Genomic DNA, 21,526 nt, shown 5'->3' with positions numbered 1-21,526 from the left:
TTAATACGACCTGACCGGGTGGGCGCTGGATGTGGCAGAGGCCTTCCCACGTCTTCGCTCCTCTCGAAGGACGATCAATCAATGACTTGGAAGGACGTATCTCACTGTGGAGCCGGAGCTTTTTGCGGAATCGTGTCGGCCGCCGGTCGCTCGGACGGATCGGCGGGATGGCCATAGATCGTGTAGGCGGCGCCTGCCAGCACCCCCAGCACGAGAAGAGCGAGCACGTACAACGTCATTCCGCGGATGGCCGTCTTCGGTGTCTTGTCCATCAGGATCTCCAGGATTGCTCAGCGGTCAAATTCACTGCGAGCGCTTTTGGTTCCGACGCGGCGGTTGTTCACGTGAGTGGCCGCTCACGGAACGATAAGGTCCGGATTTGGTTTAACCCACATTACTCATCGCTAGCGGAGGCCATCATGTGGGCAATCCTGACCGGAGCCGCTCTCATCATCGGCGGACTTCTTTTTCTCTTTACGTCGGTGCTTGGTCGAAAGCCGAGTAATCCGCATCAAATGCCGCAAGGCGGCACCACGCTGGAACCACGGCGCCAAGGCCTCCGGTTCCTCGGGATATCCCAGAACTGGCCGGCGCTCGCCGTTATCGCGATCGGCGCCCTTCTCTTGGCTTTTGGCGGATATTCATGACATCCGACAGTCATCAGCCGGCTTAACTCCTTCGGCAGCAAAAACCCGGCTTTCACCGGGTTTTTGTTCGGTCATTACCAAGTCTGGCATTACCAAGTCTGGCGACCGGTCCAGTCATCGATGTCGCGTTTGATACGGTCCTTTTCGATGCCATAACGCTCCTGGATCTTGCCTTCCAGCTGGTCGCGCTTTCCGGCGATCTGGTCGAGATCATCGTCAGTGAGTTTTCCCCACTGCTCCTTGATCTTGCCCTTCGCCTGCTTCCAGTTTCCTTCGACACGATTCCAATCCATGGTCGATTTCTCCTGTTTGTCGATGAGAAGAAAACGGACCGCAGTGGAAGTTGGTTCCAAGCCGGCAGGTATTGGCGGGGTGGAATTCTCGAAATTCCACCCCTCTTTCCGTGAAATTTATATCGGCGCTTGTCAACTCGTTCATGATGACGAAAAGCGATGCTTCGTGAGGCTCGGGCTTGCGGCTGGTGCGAATAGAATCCCGTGACACACGATGTCCAAAGAGATGATGACTTCGTCGTGAACGCCAATCATCACGTTAAATCAGATGGTGTGGCGTTTAATGTGCTAAAATACTCTGCAGGCGGAGATGACACAAATCAGGGAGAAAAAACGATGGCCGACTTAGGAGACCGCAAAAAGGCGATGGAGGATCAATACTTCCAAGACGCAGAGAGGTCCATCAAGCTCAAATCTCGCATGGACAGGCTTTTGGCGCAATGGATTGCGGGCCTCATTGGTCGGGATGATGTTGCGGGCTACGGCGCTGAAATCACTGATGCCCGCTTTAAGGGGGGTGGAGACGCTGGAGTTCTCTCGAAAGCTATATCGGATCTTCAAGCGGCTGGTCAGGACGTCAGCGAGCAGGACGTGGCAGCAAAGATGAGTGAATTTCTGGTTGAGGCCGCTGGACAGCCTTGAACACGAAGCGCTCCTGCACTGGGCGCGTTCCATACGGATGCAGCCGTCGGCCTCACCAGCCGGCGGTTTTACATGCCCATGTGTCATATGCCAATCGTGTGCCGTAAAACCGCGTCATGCGCCGGAAAGTGCGTAAAAGGGCCCCAATCACTGACGCCCTTTACACATACTACAGTATTGATATTGCTTGCAAATTATGGTGAGAGCGTCGGGGTTCGAACCCGAGACCTACTGATTAAAAGTCAGTTGCTCTACCGGCTGAGCTACGCTCTCCCTCTCCGCGGGTGTGACCACCCCGGCTGGAAGTGGGCGGAACATAGGCAGGCGACCCATTGCGGTCAACCGAAAAATTTGCCTTTTTCCGGCGGCCGGCACATTTCTTGCCGAGCGCAAGACAGATGTCTCGCCTGCAAAGACAGATTTCTTACGCGCGCAAAAAGGTGATTGGCAATCGCTTGCCTGCAAAGCTAGGAACATCACGCAGATTGCAGCCGGAGAGAATGCGTGTCGATTGCCGATATTTCCCTGTGGAGCGCACTGATTGCCGGGGCGCTTTCCTTTCTGTCGCCCTGCGTGCTTCCCCTCGTCCCGCCCTATCTCTGTTACATGGCCGGCATTTCGGTCGAGCAGTTTCGCGGCGGTGGTGCGGTGGCGGTGGCGCCCGACGTCAGGCGCGGCGTCTTCTTCTCGGCATTGCTCTTCACGCTCGGATTCGCCACCGTCTTCGTGGCACTCGGCGCCGGTGCTTCGAGCATCGGCATGGCGCTTCGCCAGCATCTCGACCTCCTGTCGAAGATCGGCGGGCTGATCATCATCGTCATGGGGTTGAATTTCCTCGGTCTCTTACGAATCGGGGTGCTGGCGCGCGAGGCGCGCTTCCAGGGCAACGGCAAGCCGGCGACGCTGACGGGCGCCTATATCATGGGTCTTGCCTTCGCCTTCGGCTGGACGCCTTGCATCGGCCCGGTGCTCGGCGCCATCCTCGGCGTTGCCGCCTCGCGCGAGACGGTCGGCTCCGGCGCCGGGCTGCTCGCCATCTATTCGCTCGGCCTTGCCATCCCGTTCTGGATCGCCGCCGGCTTTTCCGGCGCCTTCATGCGCTTCCTGTCGCGCTTCCGCCGCCATCTCGGCACGGTGGAAAAGATAATGGGTCTCTTCCTCGTGCTTACCGGCCTCGCCTTCCTGTTCGGATGGATCAGCAATGTGGCGATCTGGTTCCAGCAGACCTTTCCGATCCTGATGCAGATCGGATAGGCCATCGGCCGCCCCTTTTCCAGGCCATGTGGCAGGTTGCGCTTGGGCTCGTCAGAAATAGCGCCGTGCCCACAATTCCGTGCAACTTGCTCTCATAAAAAAGTCAGATGTCAGCGCAGGCGTTTAAGTTGCGCCTTTTGTACGGACGTGCGTCTTCGTCTCGCATTTGCCGACTTCAGCTCGGGAATGTCCAAATTCGTCTCGTAATCCCAGCTAATGTCCATATCTATCGCTCAAGCCGGTCCCAAGGATCGGTCTTTGTGTCATCGTGCGAACGCTCCGATCTCGCTTGTTCAAAGCAACGCCGAGGCTGACCCTAAAGCCAATTAATGACGGGTCTGGCAGTCGCTAAAGTTTCTCGACAGGCTCGCCGTTTGGGTTGGGCACCGGCGCCTCTCTTGTATCACGGGCCGGGTGTTTACCATCGTCAGGCTCCGGCGGTTCCTTACGGTCGGGGCGATTGACAGGCTGCTCTTTAGGATTGCCCCTTTTCGGGGCATTATTCTTTTTGAACATGGCGGTTCCTCCACAACAGTACGAACCGATTGGGGACATTGAAAGTTCCGAGGCAGCCAAACTGCCAACGCCAGCGCATAAAACTTAAAGCTGAAATACATTCGGTGGCGCTCGCCGGGCGCGATCCTACTTTCGTCCGAGGAAGTGACGAACGCTTTGTTACCATCTGAAGGCGGCCCCCACTCGGACGCGGAGCGGTATGCGTCGGCTCTACGGCCGCCATTCCTGGCTATTGCGATCGTCGAGCTCGCGATCTAGGTAGAACGCTGCGCTGATGAGAGCGAGATGAGTAAAGGCTTGCGGGAAATTGCCAGCGAGCTGCGCCTTGGTATCAAACTCCTCGGCATATAACCCGAGATGGTTGGCATAATTCAGAACCGACTCGAAGACCCTGCGAGCCTTCTTGGTGTCCCCCGCTCGTGCGAGACACTCTGCATACCAGAATGAGCAGGCTGAGAAGGCGCCCTCCTCCCCGTCAAGGCCGTCATTACTTCGATATCGGTGCACGACACCGTCGTCCGCTAGTTGGTCGCCGATCGCCGTCAAGGTCGACAGCCACCTCGGGTCCGTGGCACTGACAAACCTCACCAGCGGCATGAGTAGCAGCGAGGCGTCAAGCGTGTCGCCGCCCTTTGTCTGCACAAAGTGCCCCTTCTCCTCGTTCCAGAAGTTTTTCCAAATGTCTTCGTAAATGTCGTTCCTGACGTCATGCCACTTGGAAAAAGGCGCCGCGAGGGATCGCTTGGTCGCGAGACGTATTCCCCGATCGACCGCCACCCAACACATGAGCCTGGAATGGAGGAACTCCTGTGGCTCGCGGCGCATCTCCCAGATCCCGGCGTCAGGATCCTCCCAGTGGTCGCAGACAAACTCCACAACCTTTCGAACCCCCTCCCAGTGATCGTGAGAGATTGCGTGGCCGTATTTGTTGCTCAGATAGATCGAGTCGAGAAGCTCACCGTAGATGTCGAGCTGGAACTGTTCTGAAGCGTTGTTTCCCACCCGGACGGGCGTCGCACCGCCATAGCCGTGCAGGTGATCGAGGCTGGCCTCATTAGGCACCTCGCCGCCGTCGATCGCATACATGATCCTCAGTCGGCCGCCGGCGTCACATGCCGACGCCCGCTGGCCGATCCAGTCGTTGAATGCCATCGCCTCGTCGCGATAGCCAAGCCTCATCAATGCATACACTGTGAAGGAGGCGTCGCGTATCCAGGTGGCGCGATAGTCCCAGTTGCGGCTGCCACCGGGGGTTTCCGGCAAGCCAAAGGTTGCGGCGGCGACGATCGACCCGTGCTTGCGCGAGGTCATGAGCTTCAACGCCAGTGCAGAGCGATTGACCATTTCGCGCCACCGTCCGCGATAGGTCGACTGTCTCGCCCAGTTCTGCCAGAAGGCGACCGTCTGATCTTCCATCTCCTCCGTGGTCGCTTCTTCCGCATTGTCGTCACCGTCGTCGAGAATGAAATCAACGCCTTCTCCAGCTTGAAGGGTGATCTCGGCGATAACGCCGCCATCGATCTCGACGAGTGGCACACCAGCCAAGAGTCGTAGAACTTCGCCGTTCGCCTGCCGCCAGATTACAGCGCCCTCTTCCATCTTCGCCGGGAGCTGTCTTCTCGCATATTCGAACCGAGGAGTGCACGACATACGCAACTTCAAACTCCCGCGCGTCACACGAAAGCGCCGTACAACCATGCTCGAGCCGCCGCTACGGCTGTTTTTCACGTACATGAAATCAGTAAGTTCGCCACTTGCCTTGTCGCCCATCCAACGTGTGAGGAGGACGTTCGTATCCGGAAGATACTGCTGCGTCACGCGGGCGCCGGCAAGCTCCGGAGCGATCTGAAACATGCCACCACTTTCCGGGTCGAGCAGCGCGGCAAAAATTGTCGGACTGTCGAAATCGGGCCAACATAGAAAATCGATCGTGCCGTCGGTAGCGACAAGCGCGATCGTCGCCAAATCGCCGATGACGCCGTGGTTCTCTATCGCGCGCGGAACGACGGCTGCGTCCTCCTGGCTACGTTTTGCGGCAACCTTATCCCCGATGAGCCCGCTGTTTGCATCCATGCTGCGTTCCTCTTGGCTGAGCTTCGGATGAAAAGTCCGCAGGGAGCTCGCCACTTCACCGATTTGGCGCTTTGGTTCGAAACGGCAATAGCGAATGAGGTCGCCGGGAGAGGGCCGCAGGCCAATGACCTTGCGTTAACGGGAATAGACAAAATTTGGCTTAGGCACAGCGTTTTCGACTATAGCATAGGTCTCTTCAAGCCCCATAGTCGCAGCAATTCTGCTGGAGCCGAAATCTCTGCCGCAATGACGTAAGGGTCTCCAGATCGTCTCGACTTCGTAGCATCCCGCATTTTGATTGGAAGCCCGTGCCCCATGTTCCTGACCGAATAAAAGGCCAGCTTCAGACCGTCTGCGGCCCGCCACGACTGCAATCTGCCCCACGGTTTTTCCGCCGCACGTCCGCTGCCTTCGTCGATGCCCTGGACTTCGAGCCACTGTGCTATGCATGCGCTCGCGTTGACCGGGTTCACAGTCCTATCGTCCATGCCCTGCCAGATCGTTACCGCGGGCCACGCCTTGACCTCGGAAGAGATCTTCGTAACAGCTCGGCCCCAGCCGCAGGGCGGCGGCGTCGCGCCCGACTTCATCGCTCGTAGTGCGGACGTCGCATCTCGGGCCGATCCGACGGGCATGCCTGCGATGATCGCGGCGCCTGCGAACATTGGGGGATAGTTGGCAACGAGCGCGGCCGTCATCGCTCCGCCAGCAGACAATCCTGCGATAAAGATCCTCGAGCGGTCGATGCGATGTCTTTCGCAAGCATGTTCGATCATCTGCTTGATGGAGAGCATTTCTCCGCGGTCTCTGGCGACGGCGCTTGGGCGGAACCAGTTGAAGCATCGTTGCGAATTATTGGCGCTTCTCTGCTCAGGATAAAGGAGAACGAAGCCGCGTTCTTTTGCGAGTTTGGAGAAGCCAGCGGCACTATCCAGGCTTTCGGGTGTTTGTCGGCAACCATGAAGCACGACCACAAGTGCTGGGTTTTTCGGCAGCCGCGCTGTCGGCACGAAGGTTTTCATGATCAGGCGGCCGGGATTGCTTCCAAATGCGGTCGTCTCGACCAGAGTCGGTTTCGCGGCACGGGGTGTCGGCGTCGCGCGTTTCGCCTTGTTTCGCGGCGCCTTGAGGCCCTTTTCGATCAGCCTGCTAAATTTCTTCTGGGATTTGAGGACCCGGGCTAGCGATTTGCCGAAACCGAACTTCATACGCCCACGGTCTCAAGCCGCGACAATAGCGTCCGCAGGCCCGGCTGCGCTGCTTCCCGCAGCGCGGTTTCCAAAGGGAACCACCGTGTCTTTCGGACATCCTTCTCCGGAAACTTGTCCGCGATCCTCGAGACCTTAAGAAGATGGACGGCCACGTGGTATTGGTTGGGACTCGTGTCCTTCCGATAAGAAAACGTACCGAACACGGTCTTGTCGACGACGCCTGTGACCCCGGCCTCCTCGAACGCCTCTCTCAGCGCCGCGGCGCTGGTGGCCTCACCACGTTCGACGTGCCCCTTCGGAATGCCCCATCGACCGTTCCGTCGGCTGCCTACAAAAAGGATTTCCACTCCACCGTTTTCGTTCCAACGGTAGCACAGAGCACCAGACTGCGCGACATCGCGACCAGACATGGTTTTCGTAAGTTCCGTCTGGGCGTTTTCGTTGAGCATCGTCCGCCTCCGGTTTCGAAGCCCGCGCAAGCTAGCTGGGCAACGTTGAAGAGTCCAGTTTGCTTCATCACGTCGTGACGCGACCGAACTATGACAGGGCCTCACGCGTTGAGGAGCGTCCAATCAGAATGGAGCCTGCCTTGCCATCAGAAATCGAAATCAAGCTCGATCTCTCTAACGAAGCCCTTGAGAGCCTTTTAGGTTCCGATCTTCTCGGGGAGCCTGACGAGGCACTGCAGCAGTCTTCGACCTACTTCGAGACGGACGATCGTCGGCTGTCGGAAAAAGGGTTCTCTCTGCGTGTCCGCTCTACCGGCGCTTCCCACGTCCAGACTGTGAAGGCATTCGGACCGGCGAAATCACTGTTTGTCCGTTCGGAATGGGAGACCCCCCTTGAAGGGATGGAACCCGTCCTCGACCATACGAGCCCTCTCATAAGCGAGTTCGGACCGGAACTTGCGGTGGAAGCCGCTTTCACCGTGTTCATCGAGCGCCGCGTCTGGAACATCGAGCTGAACGGCTCTCGACTGGAGGTGGTCGTCGACCGGGGAGATGTAGTGTCTGGCAACAGACGCTCGCCAGTTCAGGAAATCGAGGTTGAACTGAAGGACGGCGATCCGAAGGACCTGTTCGTATTTATTCGCAAGATCGACGCGATCGCACCTTTCCGGTTCGGCATTCAGTCCAAGTCCGAACGGGGTCTGGCACTTCTGGACAGGCAGCAATTCATGTTCAAGGCAGAGCGCCTCGATCTCGACCGAAACATCAAGGCATCTGCCGCCTTTCGAGAGATCGCCACGTCCTGCTTTCGGCAGTTCCGTCTCAACGAAGAGATCCTTCTCCAGCGACGAAATTCCGAAGCCCTTCATCAGGCGAGGGTATCCCTGCGGCGCCTCCGCTCTGCGTTATCCCTGTTCAGGCCGCTGCTGATGGGCGACGAGCCGAAAAGGATCCAAGAGGAGCTTCGCTGGCTCGCTGGCGTCCTAGGTGAAGCGCGTAATCTCGACGTCCTGCTGATGAAGGCGAAGGACTCCGACCTTCGGGCCAAGCTCAAGGATGCCCGCAACACGGCATACGGCGACGCTGTCGAGGCTCTGGAATCGGCGAGAGCACGCGCGCTGATGCTCGATTTCAACGAGTGGCTTCAATGTGACACCGATCGCGCAGGCGGCGGTGGCGCAACTTCCGAGGACGCGTCGGCTTCGGAGTTTGCCGCGAAGGCCCTCGACAAGATGCGCAAGAAGCTGAAAAAGCATGGCATTGCGCTGGCTGAGACCGACGACGAGCATCGTCACCAGGTTCGCAAGGACGCCAAGAAGCTTCGCTACGCGGCCGAGTTCTTCGGATCGCTGTTCGACGACAAGCGCGGCGCGCGTCGGCACCGGAAATTTATCGCAGCGATGGAGGAGTTGCAGGACCATCTTGGAGCATTGAACGATCTTGCTACGGGACCAGACGTGCTTGAGCAGCATGGACTGGCCGACCACCCTGCTCGAGATTCTGTCGTTTCCCACGATGACAAGAATGCGTTGATCCGCATGGCGCAGTCCTCAGTAGATGAGGTCATCGACACGAAGCGCTTCTGGCGCTGACATGAGGACGCCACGAACCTTAAGCGAAGGAACCTCGGTCTATCCGGCACGGTCGAAAACGTCGATGAACATCGAGCAGGCAGATGAATGAGATTGACGTCTATCCGAAGCCGATCCAGCAGTATGGTGCATTGTGTTTCCGAAACACAGCCAAGGGGCCACAGGTGCTTCTCATCACGACGCGGGAGACGAGACGTTGGATGATCCCGAAGGGATGGCCGATAGCAGGTCTGAAGCCGCGCAAGGTGGCAGAACGTGAGGCCTGGGAGGAAGCTGGCGTGATCGGCAGGGCGAAGAAGAAGCCCTTCGGCGAGTTCCTCTATGACAAGCTGATGCAGGACGGAAGTGGAGCGCGACCGGTCGTTGCCGTCTTCCTACTGGAGGTCCGCCGTAGCCGAAAGCGCTTTCCAGAAATGGCGCAGCGAGATTCCGTGTGGCTGACGCCGATTGAGGCCGCCCGCCGCGTAGAGGAGCCGGACCTTGAGCGCCTGCTGCTGAAGTTTGGACGGATGTTCGAGCGCGGGGGACGGCTTCCCTAGCTTGACGGTCGCGGATTATCGATCTCGGGAATTTCGGTTCCGCCTTTCGTCAGCCAAGAGTTCCTGGAATGTGATCTCGTCTCTTGCCTGCCGCAAGGTCACAGGCCTGTCGCAATATGGGGACGCCCGTGTGGCTGCCGAAAACGCGGCCCGTACGACCGGCATGCCCACGGACGTTGCGAAAATCGCAACCAACGGTCTCACGTTGCGGGATCGCTCATTGGTCAAGCGGCGCTCCTCAGCATGTTGAGAATATCTGGCATCCGCACGCCGACGCTGCCATAAATGGAGCTTCATCGAGGGAGGCACCATCATGCAGAAGAATGCGCCGGACTTCAGCCTTGAGGGCAAGGTGACTTTGGTGACGGGAGCGAGCCGTGGCATCGGTCGAGCTTGCGCACTTGCCTGTGCCGCAGCAGGCTCCGATATTGTTTTAGGGGTCCGCGATGTCGCAGCGTCGGCGAGCCTGGTTGCTGAACTGGAGGGCGCAGGACGAAAGGTTCTGCCCGTTGAACTGGACATTCCCAACAAGGTCCATATCGCGCAAGCCGTCGACGCGGCGCTTGCGACGTTCGGCCGGATCGACATCCTCGTCAACAATGTCGGTGTGGCTCCGGGCAATCTCGCGGAACTCGTCGAGGAGAAGGATCTTGACGAGATACTCGACGTCAATATCAAGGGTACCTTTCTGATGACGCAGGCTGTGGGCCGTCAGATGATCAAGCGCAACGGCGGCCGGATCATCAACATCAGCTCACAGGCCGGTACCGTGGCACTGCGCGGCGAGGCAATCTATTGCATGAGCAAGGCGGCCATCAATCACCTTACGCGCTGCCTTGCAGCCGAATGGGCACGCTATAATGTCACCGTAAATACCGTATCGCCGACGTTCATCCACACCGATGGCACCGCACCTTTTCTATCCGATGCCGACAATCGCGAAGCGACGCTTGGTCATATCCCGCTCGGCCGGATCGGCGAAACCGATGATGTGGTGGGCGCCGTCGTCTTCCTCGCATCACCGGCTGCGAGCCTGATCACCGGCGCTAACCTGCTGGTGGACGGTGGATGGTCTGTCGCCTGAAATCACCGAGGAGGCGATTTCTTGGCGACTTGCAGACGCCAATGAGGGATCTAGATTCTCTGGATGAAAACCTTCGAATCCGACAACGGCTCTCGGCAGAATTCGCTTCGTCAGGTGCTGCGCAAGCTCGATAGGGCCGACGGCAGGCAGGCGGTCGCCTTTCGGCTGGTATTTGCTGCCATTGACGTCGCCATTCTCGCCTTCTTCCTGCTCGGCCCGTACCTGCGATCCGGTCCATCCTATCTGATCATCGACTATGCGATAGCAGTGTGGATCGCCGCCGAGATGGTCGGCCGGGCGGTCGCCGCATTCTCTTTGCGCGAGTGGATTCGGCGGCCGATGACCTGGATCGACTTCGTGGTGCTGGCCACGCTGTTGCTGCCGGACCTGCTCTACAATTTCGCTTTCCTGCGGATCATGCGGTTCTGGGCGATCGGTACGAGTCCGCTGCTCAAGGACTTGCTGCGCAAGGCCGGCTATTTATACCTTCTCGACGTCGTCCGGGCGGTGATCAACCTCCTTGTGTTCCTCTTCATGGCAACCGGGTTCGTCTATACGTCCTTCTTCTACAACAGGGAGGGAAGCGAAGGATTCGTCGATGCGCTATACTTCACGGTCGCGACGGTGACGACGACGGGATTCGGAGACATCACGCTTCCGGGAACGCTGGGTAAGCTCACTTCCGTTGTGACGATGATCGTCGGCATCTCCCTGTTCGTCAGGCTTGCTCAGGCAGTCGTCCGCCCTCACAAAGTGACCTATTCTTGTCACCGATGCGGCCTTCAGCGCCATGACGCGGACGCCGTTCATTGCAAGGCGTGCGGAGAGGTCTTGAACATACCGGACGAGGGATCGTGACCGTCGACCCTGGCTAGACGATACGCCAGGAAATCGCACGCAGTCGTTGTCTAGAGCGGTTCAGCTTTTCACGGAAACGCAGAATCGCTCTAACTTTTTGTTTTTGCGCGATTCCCGGCAAAAGCGCTTCGCGCTTTGCCCTGGGAAAACCGCTTCGCACTTTTCCTGGAGAGGGCGCCCAAGATCGTATTGGGACAACCAATGAACGTGGCATCTTGCAAGCGAGCCACGTCTTCAGGTTGGAGCGCAGCCCCGCAGATGTTGTTGTGCCAGCTCATTGGTTTGCGCCGCCCCGGCGCACCATTTCAAATCGGGTCCGTCGGATTGCAGCCCGCCCATACCCAGGGAGCACGCCGCCGCCGACATCATCCCCTACGCGAAAGGATTATCCGCATCGTGGGCTGTTGCGAGACCGGTCGCCAGTTCATACGTTCTGTCATCCAACCTCACAGGAGCAGAAGATGCAGATCGACCTCACAGGCAAGACCGCTCTGGTTACCGGATCCACCGAAGGCATTGGATACGCAATCGTCCGCCAGCTCGCGAGGGCAGGCGCGGACGTGGTGGTCAACGGCCGGTCCGAAGATAAGACCGCGAAGGCCGCCGACCGCCTGAAAGGCGAAGGCGCCAAGGGAAGCGTGACCGCCGTGGCGGCAGATCTCGCAACCGCTGGCGGATGTGACGCTCTTGTCGCCCAAGTTCCACATGTGGACATCCTTATCAACAACGCGGGCATCTTCCAGCCGCTAGACTTCTTCGATGCGGACGACGAGGTATGGGACCGCCACTGGCAGGTGAACGTCATGTCCGCCGTCAGGCTTTCGCGCGCATATCTCCCGGGCATGCAGAAGCTCGATTGGGGCCGCGTCATCTTCATCGCGTCGGAATCCGGCTTTAACATCCCGGTCGAGATGATCCACTACGGTGTCAGCAAGACCGCAGACATCGCAGTTGCCCGCGGCCTTGCCAAGCGCATGGCTGGCACGGGCGTCACCGTGAACTCCGTCCTTCCCGGCCCCACGCTCTCCGAAGGCGTCGAGGCGATGCTTGCCGAGGAACGTGCGAAGACGGGGAAACCAATCCAGGAGGTGGCGGCGGACTTCGTCAAGAAGCACCGCGCCGGTTCGATCATCCAACGCGCTGCGAGCGTCGAGGAAATTGCCAATCTCGTCACCTATCTGGCCTCGCCTTTGGCGTCCGCAACGACTGGAGCTTCGATGCGCGTGGACGGAGGCCTGATCGACACGCTCTGACGGCCTCCACCGTCCGGCCACTGCACCGTCTTCGTCGGAAGTTGTCTCCGCAATGCGCTGCCCCACATTCGTGGGCCGCCGCCGGCGATCCCAACATCATCGATGAGCTTAAATCTAATGCGTCGTCTCCTAAACTACGGCACGTCAAGGAACCGCTGGCGACCGCCAAAGTTTAGCTTTGAGAACACCAGCGCAGATGAGTTCAATGGAAAAAGCGGCGAAAGAGTTGGGCGAACAACGTCGACGGCTCGATGGCCGTCGCGTCGCGGCAATCGACGACTACGTTGGGAATTCAGTATGAACACCGAGACGATAATTTTCGGGCCGAGCGACTGGGTCCCGAACAACCCGCATCTTCCTGTATTGCTTTACGGAGGGCTGTTTGCCGACGGCGGACCGACGGATTTCGAACGTCGCTTCGCGGCAAACGGTTGGACAGGCATCTGGGCAAACGGTGTCTTCGATTATCAGCACTACCATTCCGGTGCCCATGAAGTGCTGGGAATTGCACTTGGTAGCGCCACGCTGCTGATTGGTGGTCCCGGCGGTCAAGCAATAGCGGTGGCGGCCGGAGACTGTCTGGTGCTTCCAGCCGGGACAGGGCATCAGAATCTCGGCTGCACGTCGAACTTCCAGGTCATCGGCGCTTATCCTAAGGGACAGCATGCCGACATTCAGACGTCGGCTGCTTCAAGCGAAACGCTGACGAAAATCTCGTCAGTACCCCTACCCCACACCGATCCCGTTCAAGGACCATCGGGATTTCTCATCGAGAAATGGCGGTAGTCATTCGCGCACCGCGATCGCCGATCTGATCGACTCCGCCCCCATCAGCACCACGTCGGCAGCAAAAAGCCAGGCCCGCACCTATGCCGTGGTATGGCTTGTCCTGTCCCTCGGCCCCACTCGTCCTTATCCCTCGACCAATCGATCGCAAAGACGCCTCCATGTAGCGTCGTCGATGCCGTGTTTAAGGCGGCGGTCAGAAGGAGACGAACATGAACCTTGAGACAAAGATGAGCCTGGAAAACACCGCACACACCGGCAGACCTCGGCTCGACGAATTGGTTCCGTCGCGCTACGCGGTGCAGGTCGGCGAGATTGAGGTGCTGGTGGTCAGCGACGGAGTGCTACCGCTCCCAACCGCGATGCTGGGACACAACATCGATCCCGCCGTCCGAGCGGCCTGGCTGAAAGACATGTTCCTGCCAGCGGACGCTTTCGACTGGGCGCTGAACGTGGTCGTGGTACGCAGCGGCGACCAGACCATACTCCTTGACGCCGGGCTGGGGCTCGACCCGGACTTGCACCTGCCGAAGGCCGGGCAGCTGATCAAGCGACTGGAGGCCGCCGGCATCGATCTTGCGTCGGTGACCGACGTGGTGCTGACCCACATGCATATGGACCACATTGGCGGGCTGCTCGTCGACGGGGTGAAGGAGCAGCTGCGTCCGGACCTGCGGATCCACGTGGCGGCCGCCGAGGTCAAGTTCTGGGAGGCGCCCGATTTCTCCCGGGTCTCCATGCCGCCGGGCTTCCCGGACGCGCTTCGGGCGACCGCCAAGCGGTTCGCCAAAGAGTATCGCAGCCATTTCAGGCTGTTCGATGACGAGTACGAGGTGGCGCCGGGCGTGGTCGTCCATCGCACCGGCGGCCACACCCCCGGGCACAGCGTGATCCGCGTGGCGTCCGGCGGCGACCGGCTGATGTTTGCCGGCGACGCCGTGTTCGCGGTCGGATTTGAACACCCCGACTGGTACAACGGCTTCGAACATGACCCCGAGGAGGCGGCGCGCGTTCGGCTCCGTCTGTTGCGGGAACTGGCCGAGACCGGCGAGCAGCTGGTGGCCACGCACCTGCCGTTCCCCTCCGTCGGCCGGGTGGCAGTCGACGGCGACGCCTTTCGCTGGGTAGCGGCTTTCTGGGACTACTGACGGCCTGTCGGGTTAGGACCTCAACAAAATTAGAGCGTTTCCGTCTTTCTCCGAGTGACGAAAACGCTCTATCTCTTTGTTTTCACGCAATTCCGGCAAAACCGCTATGCGCTGTTGCTGGAATTACGTTAAGTCAGATCCTGACCCGCCCTGTAATCCCCGCGCCCTGGAAGACCTCTTGGCCGATATCGTCAGCCTTCTATTGCCGTTCTTCGGCCTGATCCTGATCGGTTACATCGCCGCCAAGGCGACGAAGCAGCCGGCTGAGGCGTTGGGCTGGCTGAACACCTTCATCATTTATGCCGCCCTGCCCGCTCTGTTCTTCAAGCTCGTCTCGCGCACGCCGATCGAGGAGCTGACCCGCGTCGACTTCATCGTCACCGATATCGCGGCGACCTATGCGGTCTTCATCCTGCTTTTTGTCATCGGCCGCCTGGTGCGCGGCAATTCGCTTGCCGATTGCACCATCCAGTCCTTTGCCGGCGCCTATGGCAATATCGGCTATATGGGGCCGGGCCTGGCACTCTTGGCGCTCGGCGAAGGCGCGGCCGTGCCGGTGGCACTGATCATCTGCTTCGAGAACGCGCTGCATTTCATCGTGGCGCCGGCGCTGATGGCGGCGGCCGGTGACGACAAACGTTCAACAGGCCAGCTTGCCGCCGATATCGTCCGGAAGGTTGCGCTGCATCCCTTCATCCTGTCGACGGCGCTGGGCTTTGCCGTGGCCGCCTTGCACATCGATCAGCCGCCGGCGTTTCAGCGCCTCGTCGATTACCTCGCCCAGGCGGCCGCGCCCTGCGCGCTCTTTGCCATGGGCGTGACGCTGGCGCTGCGGCCGCTGAAGCGGATCCCGGTCGAGATCTCCTATATCGTGCCGGCGAAGCTGATCCTGCATCCGATCGCGGTTTTCGTTGCGCTGACGGCGGTGGGTGGTTTCGAGCCGGTCTGGATTCAGGCCGCCGTGCTGCTCGCCTCACTGCCGACGGCGACCAACGTCTTCGTCATCGGCCAGCAATACGGCGTCTGGCAGGAGCGCGCCTCGGCGACGATCCTGATCACCACGGTGTTTTCGGTGGTGAGCGTTTCGCTCTGGCTGATCGTGATCCGATCAGGCCTTCTTCCGCTTCAGCTTTTCCCTTAGGGCATCCGGAATATCGCGAAAGCCGCGGCCGGGCTCGATTCCCTCGCGCATGACGATGTTGCGCAGCGGCGGCATGGCCGAGAGGATATGCAGGCCGGCAGCCCGCAGCATCTGGACGGGCAGGAAATCCGAAAGCAGCGAGCGGTTGAGAATATCGACACTGGCCGTGCGCGTCATGATATCGGCGCGGCGCCTGCGGTCGAAGCTTTCGCCGGCATCGGCCGGCACCGGCAGCTCCGCCCTGTCGCAGAGGATATCGGCAAGCGCCATGATATCACGCAGGCTGAGGTTCAGCCCCTGCGCCCCGATCGGCGGGAAGACATGGGCGGCCTCGCCGATCAGCGCAATGCGTCCTTTGCCGAAACGATGCGACATCATGCCGGAGAGCGGCCAGACCTGGACGCCCTCCTCGACGCTGACCTTGCCGAGCATGGATTGCATGCGCGCCTCGACAAGAGCGCCGAGCTCGGTAAGCGGCAATTCCATGCGGCTCGCCGCCTCAGCGGGATCCTGCACCCAGACGAGGCTGGAGCGGCTCCCCGGCAGCGGCACCTGGGTGAAGGGGCCGTGTTTGGTGTGAAATTCAGTCGAGATGTTCTGGTGCGGCAGCGAATGGGCGAAGTTCAGCACCATGGCCGATTGCGGATAGGACCAGTTGCGCACGGTAATGCCGGATGTCTCGCGCAGCTTCGAGCCGCGGCCATCGGCGCCGACGGCAAAATCGGCCGACAGCGTCTCGCCGCCGGCCAGCGTGATCGAGACGGCTTCAGCCGATATTTCGAGCGATTCGGCCATATCGGTAAAGCGGGTGATATTGCCCTCGCCGGCTGCGGCCTCTTCGAGGATATCGATCAGCGCCTTGTTGGGGAAATTATAGCCGAAGGCATCGAGGCCGACCTCGGCGGCGCGGAAGGTGGTGGTCGGCGCGCGCAGCAGCCGATCGGTGCCGTCGACGATGCGCATGCTGGTCAGAGGAGCGGCCGCGGGACGGAGTTTTTCCCATAGCGCCAGGCGGTCGAGGAAGCGGATCGATTGATCCATCAGCGCCGTGGTGCGCCGGTCCTCCTTCGGAGCCGAAGGTGCCACCAGCGCCACGTTGCGACCGCCGCGCGCAAGCGCGATTGCGGCGATCATGCCGGCGAGACCGCCACCGATCACCGCCACTTCGAATGTCTTCATGCTACTGTTCCGCCATCGTAAATAGGCGGACCGGCCGCTTATGCGGCCGGCTTCGCCTGACGGCGCCAACTATAGCCCTTGCCGGCGTCGGCGTCACGCACCGCCGGCTGATAATGATGGGGAATGGCGGGAAGACGGTTTTCGGAAAGCCGCTTCAATGCCGTGGCATTGCTGACCGAAAAGCTGTCGATGCCGACGCGCAGCATCAGCGGCACCTGATCGATCAGCACGTCACCGACGGCGCGCAGCTCGTTGGTATAGCCGAGGCGCTGGCGCAGCAGTGAGGCATGGCTGAAGGCGCGGCCGTCGTTGAAAGCCGGAAAGGCGACGGCGACGATTTCGAGGCGATCGAGATAGGGCTCCAGACGGCGCACATCGTCGGCCGGCTTGATCAGCACGCCGAGGCCGACATCGTTGCTTTCGTCGGCCTTGGCGATCAGTTCGTCGAGACCGAGCAGCGGCTTCTGCTCCTCGGTCGCCTTCACCTCGTCGGTTTCGATCACCCAGGGATCGTTTTCGACAAAACCGGTTTCTCTCCAGATCTTCGTCATCATCCCCTCCTTATGCCGCTTCGGCGGCCGAGCCGTAGAGCGCAGTCTTGAACGGCTGCGGTCCGACACGGCGATAAGCGGCGAGGAAGTTCTCGGAATGATTAAGGCGCAGGCCGAGATAGGTGTCGACGATCGTCTCGATCGCGTCCGTCACCCGGTCCGGCTCGAAGCCGCGGCCGATGATTTCGCCAATCGAGGTATGTTCGTCGCCGGAGCCGCCGAGCGTGATCTGGTAGAGTTCGGCGCCCTTCTTCTCGACACCGAGCAGGCCGATATGGCCGACATGGTGATGGCCGCAGGCATTGATGCAGCCGGAGATCTTGATCTTCAGCTCGCCGATCTCGGCCTGGCGTTCGGCATTGCCGAAGCGGCGGGAGATTTCCTGCGCCAGCGGAATGGAGCGCGCATTGGCGAGCGCGCAGTAGTCCAGCCCGGGACAGGCAATGATATCAGTGATCAGGCCGGCATTGGCTTCGGCGAGATTGATGGCGACGAGGCCGCGATAGACGGCTTCGAGATCGGCAAGCGCCACATGCGGCAGGATAAGGTTCTGCTCATGGCTGACACGGATCTCGTCGAAGGCATATTCCTCGGCAAGATCGGCGATCGCATCCATCTGCGCATCCGAGGCATCGCCCGGAATGCCGCCGATCGGCTTCAGCGAGATCGTCACCATGCCGTAATCGGGGTTCTTGTGCGGCTGCACGTTCTGCTGGACCCAGCGGGAGAAACCGGAATCAGCCTTCTTCCAGCGGGCGAGGTTTTCCCAGCCTTCGGCGCGCTGGGGCAGCTCAGGCGGCGCGAAATAGGCAGCGATCGACTGGACGTCCTTTTCCGGCAGCTTGAGCTCGGTATCCTTCAGCGCGGCGAATTCGGCCTCCACCTGGCGCGTCAGCTCCTCGGTGCCGGTTTCGTGCACGAGGATCTTGATGCGGGCCTTGTACTTGTTGTCGCGACGGCCGTGCAGATTGTACACGCGCACGATCGCCGTGGTGTAGGAGAGTAGGTCTTCCTCAGGCAGGAAGTCGCGGATCAGCTTGGCGATCATCGGCGTACGGCCCTGGCCGCCGCCGACGTAGACGGCAAAGCCGATTTCGCCCTTGTCGTTCTTCTTTACGTGCAGGCCGATATCATGGACCTGGATTGCGGCGCGGTCACGCTCGGCGCCGGTGACGGCGATCTTGAACTTGCGCGGCAGGAAGGAGAATTCCGGGTGGACCGACGACCATTGGCGCAGGATTTCGGCGTAGGGTCTGGGATCAGCGACCTCATCGGCGGCGGCACCGGCGAAGTGATCGGCGGTGACGTTTCTGATGCAATTGCCCGAGGTCTGCAGCGCATGCATCTCTACGCTGGCAAGGTCGGCCAGCGCATCGGGAATATCGGACAGTTTCGGCCAGTTGAACTGCAGGTTCTGGCGCGTGGTGAAGTGGCCATAACCGCGGTCATAGGTGCGGGCGATATGGGCGAGCATGCGCAACTGGCGCGAGCTCAGCGTGCCATAGGGAATGGCAATGCGCAGCATATAGGCATGAAGCTGCAGGTAGACGCCGTTCATCAGGCGCAGCGGCTTGAACGCGTCCTCGGCGAGCTCGCCGGAAAGGCGGCGCTGGACCTGATCGCGAAACTGCTCGACGCGCTCGGTAACAAAGGCATGGTCAAATTCGTCGTAACGGTACATCGTCTTCCTCAGACTGCAATGAATTCGGGATCGGCAGGAGCGTAGCCCGGGGCATATTCCATGGTCGGGCCCTGCGCACGGATGCGCTCGCGAAGGCGAAGCGGCCAGAGAATGCCGTTGGTTTCCTGAACGTCGACGACGGCGACGTCAACGACCTCATTGTCGGCATAGGATTTCTTGCCGATCTCTTCCAGCGCCGCAACGGCCTCGGCATGACGGGCAACGAGCGCCTCCTGCAGCGAGGTGGACCACTTGCCGTTCGCATCCAGCCAGACGGCAATGCCGTCCGTCAGCCGGTTGGCGGTCAGAACCTTGTCACCCATATTCAGCTCCTTGCAAGTTCCTCGAGCCGGGCGTTCGCGCGCACCAGTGGCTCGGACAGTTCGAAATTGGCGCCGGCGACCGCATCGCCGATGATGACCATGACAGGTCCGGTCAACTCGTCGCGGCGCTGCAGATCGGGCAGATCGGCAAGCGTGCCATGCAGCAGGCGGCGATCGGCGCGGCTGGCATTTTCGATGACGGCGACGGTGGTTTCCGCAGGAATGCCCGCCTGCATCAGCCGCTCGGCAACGGAGGCAGCGACCGTGCGGCCCATATAGACGGCAATCGTCGCGCCGGAGACGGCAAGGCTTGCCCAATCAGGCAGCACGTCGCCGGTGAGATCATGGCCGGTGGTGAAGACCAGCGAGGAGGCAACGCCGCGCAGCGTCAGCGGCAGCTCGAAATCGGCAGCGGCGGCGAAGGCCGAGGTGATGCCCGGCACGACCTCATAGGTGATACCGGCGGCGCGCAGTGCCGCCATCTCTTCCCCTGCCCGGCCATAAACCAAGGGATCGCCGGATTTCAGGCGGACGACACGCTTGCCCTGGCGACCGAGATCGACCAGCAGGTCGTTGATCTCTTCCTGGGACTTCGAGTGGCAGCCCTTGCGCTTGCCGACGGAAAGCCGCTCGGCATCACGGCGACCCATATCGACGATCGCCTGCGGCACCAGCGCGTCATAGACGATGACATCGGCTTCCATCATTACGCGCTGGGCGCGCAACGTCAGCAGATCCTCGGCACCCGGACCGGCACCGACCAGCCAGACGTGACCGGCGACCTTGTCCATCGCGTGCAGCAGCCGATCGGCGGCATGGCAGGCCTGCGGCAGGTTGCCGTTGGCGACCGCATCGGCAACGGCACCGGAAAAGAAACGGCGCCAGAAGACCCGGCGGGAGACGCCTCTCGGAATCAGTTGCTCGACGGCCTTGCGATAGCTCGTTGCCAGCCCGGCAAGGCGGCCGAGCGAGGGCGCAAGAAGCTGGTCGATCTGCGCGCGGATCATCTGCGCCAGAACCGGCCCTGCCCCTTCGGTGCCGATCGCAACGGCGACGGGCGCGCGGTTGACCAACGCCGGCGTGAAGAAATCGCAGTAATCGGGCTGATCGACGGCATTGGCCGGAATTCTCGCGGCACGCGCAGCGTCGACGATGCTGCGGTCGTCGGCTTCATTGCCGGTTGCGGCGAAGACAAGCGCTGAACCCTTGACCTGTTCGGCGGAGAAGGCAGCGCGCACGGTTTCGATACGGTTGGCGATCAGGAAGGCGTGGTAATCGGCTTCCGGCCGGTCGGCATAGGCGACAATCCGCGCCTTTGTGTTCAGCAGCAGCCGCACCTTGGCGAAAGCTTCGTCGCCATTGCCGAAGACAGCCGTCTTCTGGCCTTCCACGCGAAAGAAGGCGGGAAATACCGAAAGCTGTTCAGTCTTGGGAGGCATCATCAATCCACTTCGAAGTTGCCGGAATATGCCCTTGATCGACAAGGGATTGAAGGAACAGAAATTCGAAAGCCTAAGCAAGCAGGTATTCTTTTGCTCGTGCCGTCGGTGATTTGAGAAAAGTCACCCGTGCTGCCGAAAAGCCGCATATTTCCAGCCCGTTTGCTGCAATGCAGTATAAAGCCTGTGACAAAAGACGTCCACCGGTGCTTCACGCATTTCACTCGCGCCGCCAAGGCGATAGACTGAGGAAAACTGGAGGGCCCTCATGCCTGATAAGACCATTGCCTCCCGCCTGCTTCAGGTCATGGAAGACGATATCCTGCCGCTGACGGAGCGTGGCGTTTCGCTTGGGAATAAGGTGTTCGGTGCGGCGATCTTAAGGAAATTCGATCTTTCGCTTGTCGTCGCCGAAACCAATAACGAGCTGGAGAATCCGCTCTGGCACGGCGAGGTGCATACGCTGAAGCGTTTCTACGAGCTGGGCGACAAGCCGCCGACCAAGGATCTGATCTTCCTGTCGACGCACGAACCCTGCACCATGTGTATGTCGGCGATCACCTGGGCGGGATTCGACAATTTCTACTATTTTTTCAGCCATGAGGATTCCCGCGACGCCTTCGCCATTCCGCACGACCTGAAGATCCTGAAGGAGGTCTTCGGGCTTGAACCCGGCGGCTACAGCAGGCAAAACGCCTTCTGGAACAGCTTTGCCATCGCCGATCTCGTCGAGACCGAAGAGGCTCCGCTGAAGACCGCGCTGAAGACGCAGACCGCCCGCATCAAGGCGCGCTACGACGCGCTGTCGACCAGCTACCAGTCGTCGAAGAGCGCCAACGACATTCCACTGAACTGAAGCCCGCTGAC

The 21,526-nt window shown here is 60.3% G+C and carries 22 protein-coding genes and 1 tRNA gene; 12 read left to right on the top strand and 11 right to left on the bottom strand.

Going from position 1 to position 21,526, the window contains the following annotated elements; all coding sequences use genetic code 11:
• Positions 1 to 101 precede the first annotated feature (101 nt).
• Complete coding sequence (locus tag OIU37_RS01880) at positions 102 to 272, bottom strand: hypothetical protein (protein ID WP_264255164.1); 171 nt, start codon at positions 270 to 272, stop codon at positions 102 to 104.
• 147 nt (positions 273 to 419) lie between these two features.
• On the opposite strand from OIU37_RS01880, the gene OIU37_RS01875 reads away from it, so the two are divergent.
• Positions 420 to 647, top strand: coding sequence for a hypothetical protein (locus tag OIU37_RS01875; RefSeq protein ID WP_182209583.1), 228 nt, complete (start codon positions 420 to 422; stop codon positions 645 to 647).
• An 89-nt stretch (positions 648 to 736) separates the two neighbouring features.
• Here the strand turns inward: OIU37_RS01875 and OIU37_RS01870 are convergent, their stop codons facing one another.
• Positions 737 to 940 carry a CsbD family protein gene (locus tag OIU37_RS01870; protein WP_129420829.1) on the bottom strand — a complete coding sequence of 68 codons (204 nt, stop codon included), beginning with the start codon at positions 938 to 940 and terminating at the stop codon, positions 737 to 739.
• A 204-nt stretch (positions 941 to 1,144) separates the two neighbouring features.
• On the opposite strand from OIU37_RS01870, the gene OIU37_RS01865 reads away from it, so the two are divergent.
• Positions 1,145 to 1,582, top strand: coding sequence for a DUF1476 domain-containing protein (locus OIU37_RS01865; RefSeq protein ID WP_264255163.1), 438 nt, complete (start codon positions 1,145 to 1,147; stop codon positions 1,580 to 1,582).
• Positions 1,583 to 1,779: 197 nt separating this feature from the next.
• Here OIU37_RS01865 and OIU37_RS01860 read toward each other — a convergent pair.
• A tRNA-Lys gene (locus OIU37_RS01860) sits at positions 1,780 to 1,855 on the bottom strand.
• A 231-nt stretch (positions 1,856 to 2,086) separates the two neighbouring features.
• Here OIU37_RS01860 and OIU37_RS01855 point away from each other — a divergent pair.
• Positions 2,087 to 2,836 carry a cytochrome c biogenesis CcdA family protein gene (locus tag OIU37_RS01855; RefSeq protein WP_264255162.1) on the top strand — a complete coding sequence of 250 codons (750 nt, stop codon included), beginning with the start codon at positions 2,087 to 2,089 and terminating at the stop codon, positions 2,834 to 2,836.
• Positions 2,837 to 3,562: 726 nt separating this feature from the next.
• Here OIU37_RS01855 and OIU37_RS01850 read toward each other — a convergent pair.
• The 3 genes from OIU37_RS01850 to OIU37_RS01840 all read right to left on the bottom strand — a co-directional run bounded on the left by OIU37_RS01850 (position 3,563) and on the right by OIU37_RS01840 (position 7,085).
• Positions 3,563 to 5,425 (bottom strand): glycoside hydrolase family 15 protein, encoded by a 1,863-nt coding sequence (locus tag OIU37_RS01850; protein WP_264255161.1) that lies wholly within the window; start codon positions 5,423 to 5,425, stop codon positions 3,563 to 3,565.
• 179 nt (positions 5,426 to 5,604) lie between these two features.
• A complete protein-coding gene (locus OIU37_RS01845; protein WP_264255160.1) occupies positions 5,605 to 6,633 on the bottom strand; it encodes a PHB depolymerase family esterase in 1,029 nt (342 codons plus the stop codon).
• The gene (locus tag OIU37_RS01840; protein WP_264255159.1) at positions 6,630 to 7,085 is read right to left on the bottom strand and encodes an NUDIX hydrolase; all 456 of its coding nucleotides are present in this window, start codon (positions 7,083 to 7,085) and stop codon (positions 6,630 to 6,632) included. The genes OIU37_RS01845 and OIU37_RS01840 overlap by 4 nt, the downstream gene beginning before the upstream one ends.
• A gap of 128 nt (positions 7,086 to 7,213) precedes the next feature.
• Between OIU37_RS01840 and OIU37_RS01835 the strand changes: the two genes are divergently transcribed.
• From OIU37_RS01835 to OIU37_RS01800, 8 genes are all read left to right on the top strand, one after another.
• Entirely contained in the window at positions 7,214 to 8,677 is a 1,464-nt protein-coding gene (locus OIU37_RS01835) for a CHAD domain-containing protein (protein ID WP_264255158.1), read from the top strand.
• A gap of 83 nt (positions 8,678 to 8,760) precedes the next feature.
• On the top strand, positions 8,761 to 9,216 hold the full coding sequence (locus OIU37_RS01830; RefSeq protein ID WP_240603355.1) for an NUDIX hydrolase: 456 nt from the start codon (positions 8,761 to 8,763) through the stop codon (positions 9,214 to 9,216).
• Positions 9,217 to 9,529: 313 nt separating this feature from the next.
• A complete protein-coding gene (locus tag OIU37_RS01825) occupies positions 9,530 to 10,300 on the top strand; it encodes an SDR family NAD(P)-dependent oxidoreductase (RefSeq protein ID WP_240603356.1) in 771 nt (256 codons plus the stop codon).
• Between the two features lie 63 nt (positions 10,301 to 10,363).
• Positions 10,364 to 11,158, top strand: a complete 795-nt coding sequence (locus tag OIU37_RS01820; RefSeq protein WP_180695206.1) for a potassium channel family protein — start codon at positions 10,364 to 10,366, stop codon at positions 11,156 to 11,158.
• Between the two features lie 461 nt (positions 11,159 to 11,619).
• The gene (locus tag OIU37_RS01815) at positions 11,620 to 12,411 is read left to right on the top strand and encodes an SDR family NAD(P)-dependent oxidoreductase (RefSeq protein ID WP_240603357.1); all 792 of its coding nucleotides are present in this window, start codon (positions 11,620 to 11,622) and stop codon (positions 12,409 to 12,411) included.
• A 297-nt stretch (positions 12,412 to 12,708) separates the two neighbouring features.
• Positions 12,709 to 13,197 (top strand): cupin, encoded by a 489-nt coding sequence (locus tag OIU37_RS01810; protein WP_240603358.1) that lies wholly within the window; start codon positions 12,709 to 12,711, stop codon positions 13,195 to 13,197.
• 212 nt (positions 13,198 to 13,409) lie between these two features.
• The gene (locus OIU37_RS01805; RefSeq protein ID WP_182209592.1) at positions 13,410 to 14,345 is read left to right on the top strand and encodes an MBL fold metallo-hydrolase; all 936 of its coding nucleotides are present in this window, start codon (positions 13,410 to 13,412) and stop codon (positions 14,343 to 14,345) included.
• A 178-nt stretch (positions 14,346 to 14,523) separates the two neighbouring features.
• Positions 14,524 to 15,486 carry an AEC family transporter gene (locus OIU37_RS01800; RefSeq protein WP_264255157.1) on the top strand — a complete coding sequence of 321 codons (963 nt, stop codon included), beginning with the start codon at positions 14,524 to 14,526 and terminating at the stop codon, positions 15,484 to 15,486.
• On the opposite strand, the gene OIU37_RS01795 is transcribed toward OIU37_RS01800, so the two are convergent.
• From OIU37_RS01795 to cysG, 5 genes are read right to left on the bottom strand one after another with little or no spacing between them, the layout of a single operon-like run.
• Entirely contained in the window at positions 15,454 to 16,665 is a 1,212-nt protein-coding gene (locus tag OIU37_RS01795; RefSeq protein ID WP_264255156.1) for a UbiH/UbiF family hydroxylase, read from the bottom strand. The two genes, OIU37_RS01800 and OIU37_RS01795, sit on opposite strands and share 33 nt — an antisense overlap.
• A gap of 38 nt (positions 16,666 to 16,703) precedes the next feature.
• A complete protein-coding gene (locus OIU37_RS01790; protein ID WP_171602365.1) occupies positions 16,704 to 17,216 on the bottom strand; it encodes a DUF934 domain-containing protein in 513 nt (170 codons plus the stop codon).
• Positions 17,217 to 17,226: 10 nt separating this feature from the next.
• The gene (locus OIU37_RS01785) at positions 17,227 to 18,897 is read right to left on the bottom strand and encodes a nitrite/sulfite reductase (protein ID WP_264255155.1); all 1,671 of its coding nucleotides are present in this window, start codon (positions 18,895 to 18,897) and stop codon (positions 17,227 to 17,229) included.
• 8 nt (positions 18,898 to 18,905) lie between these two features.
• Positions 18,906 to 19,220: a DUF2849 domain-containing protein gene (locus tag OIU37_RS01780; RefSeq protein WP_171602363.1), complete on the bottom strand. Its 315-nt coding sequence runs from the start codon at positions 19,218 to 19,220 to the stop codon at positions 18,906 to 18,908.
• A gap of 2 nt (positions 19,221 to 19,222) precedes the next feature.
• Positions 19,223 to 20,659, bottom strand: a complete 1,437-nt coding sequence (gene cysG / locus OIU37_RS01775; RefSeq protein WP_180695208.1) for a siroheme synthase CysG — start codon at positions 20,657 to 20,659, stop codon at positions 19,223 to 19,225.
• A 268-nt stretch (positions 20,660 to 20,927) separates the two neighbouring features.
• On the opposite strand from cysG, the gene OIU37_RS01770 reads away from it, so the two are divergent.
• Positions 20,928 to 21,515 (top strand): deaminase, encoded by a 588-nt coding sequence (locus tag OIU37_RS01770; protein ID WP_180695209.1) that lies wholly within the window; start codon positions 20,928 to 20,930, stop codon positions 21,513 to 21,515.
• The last annotated feature ends 11 nt before the right edge of the window (positions 21,516 to 21,526 follow it).

The sequence above is a fragment of the Rhizobium sp. BT-226 genome (genome assembly GCF_025847085.2).
In the GTDB taxonomy this organism is placed as follows: domain Bacteria; phylum Pseudomonadota; class Alphaproteobacteria; order Rhizobiales; family Rhizobiaceae; genus Rhizobium; species Rhizobium sophorae.
This window is presented reverse-complemented; position numbering and strand designations above follow the sequence as displayed.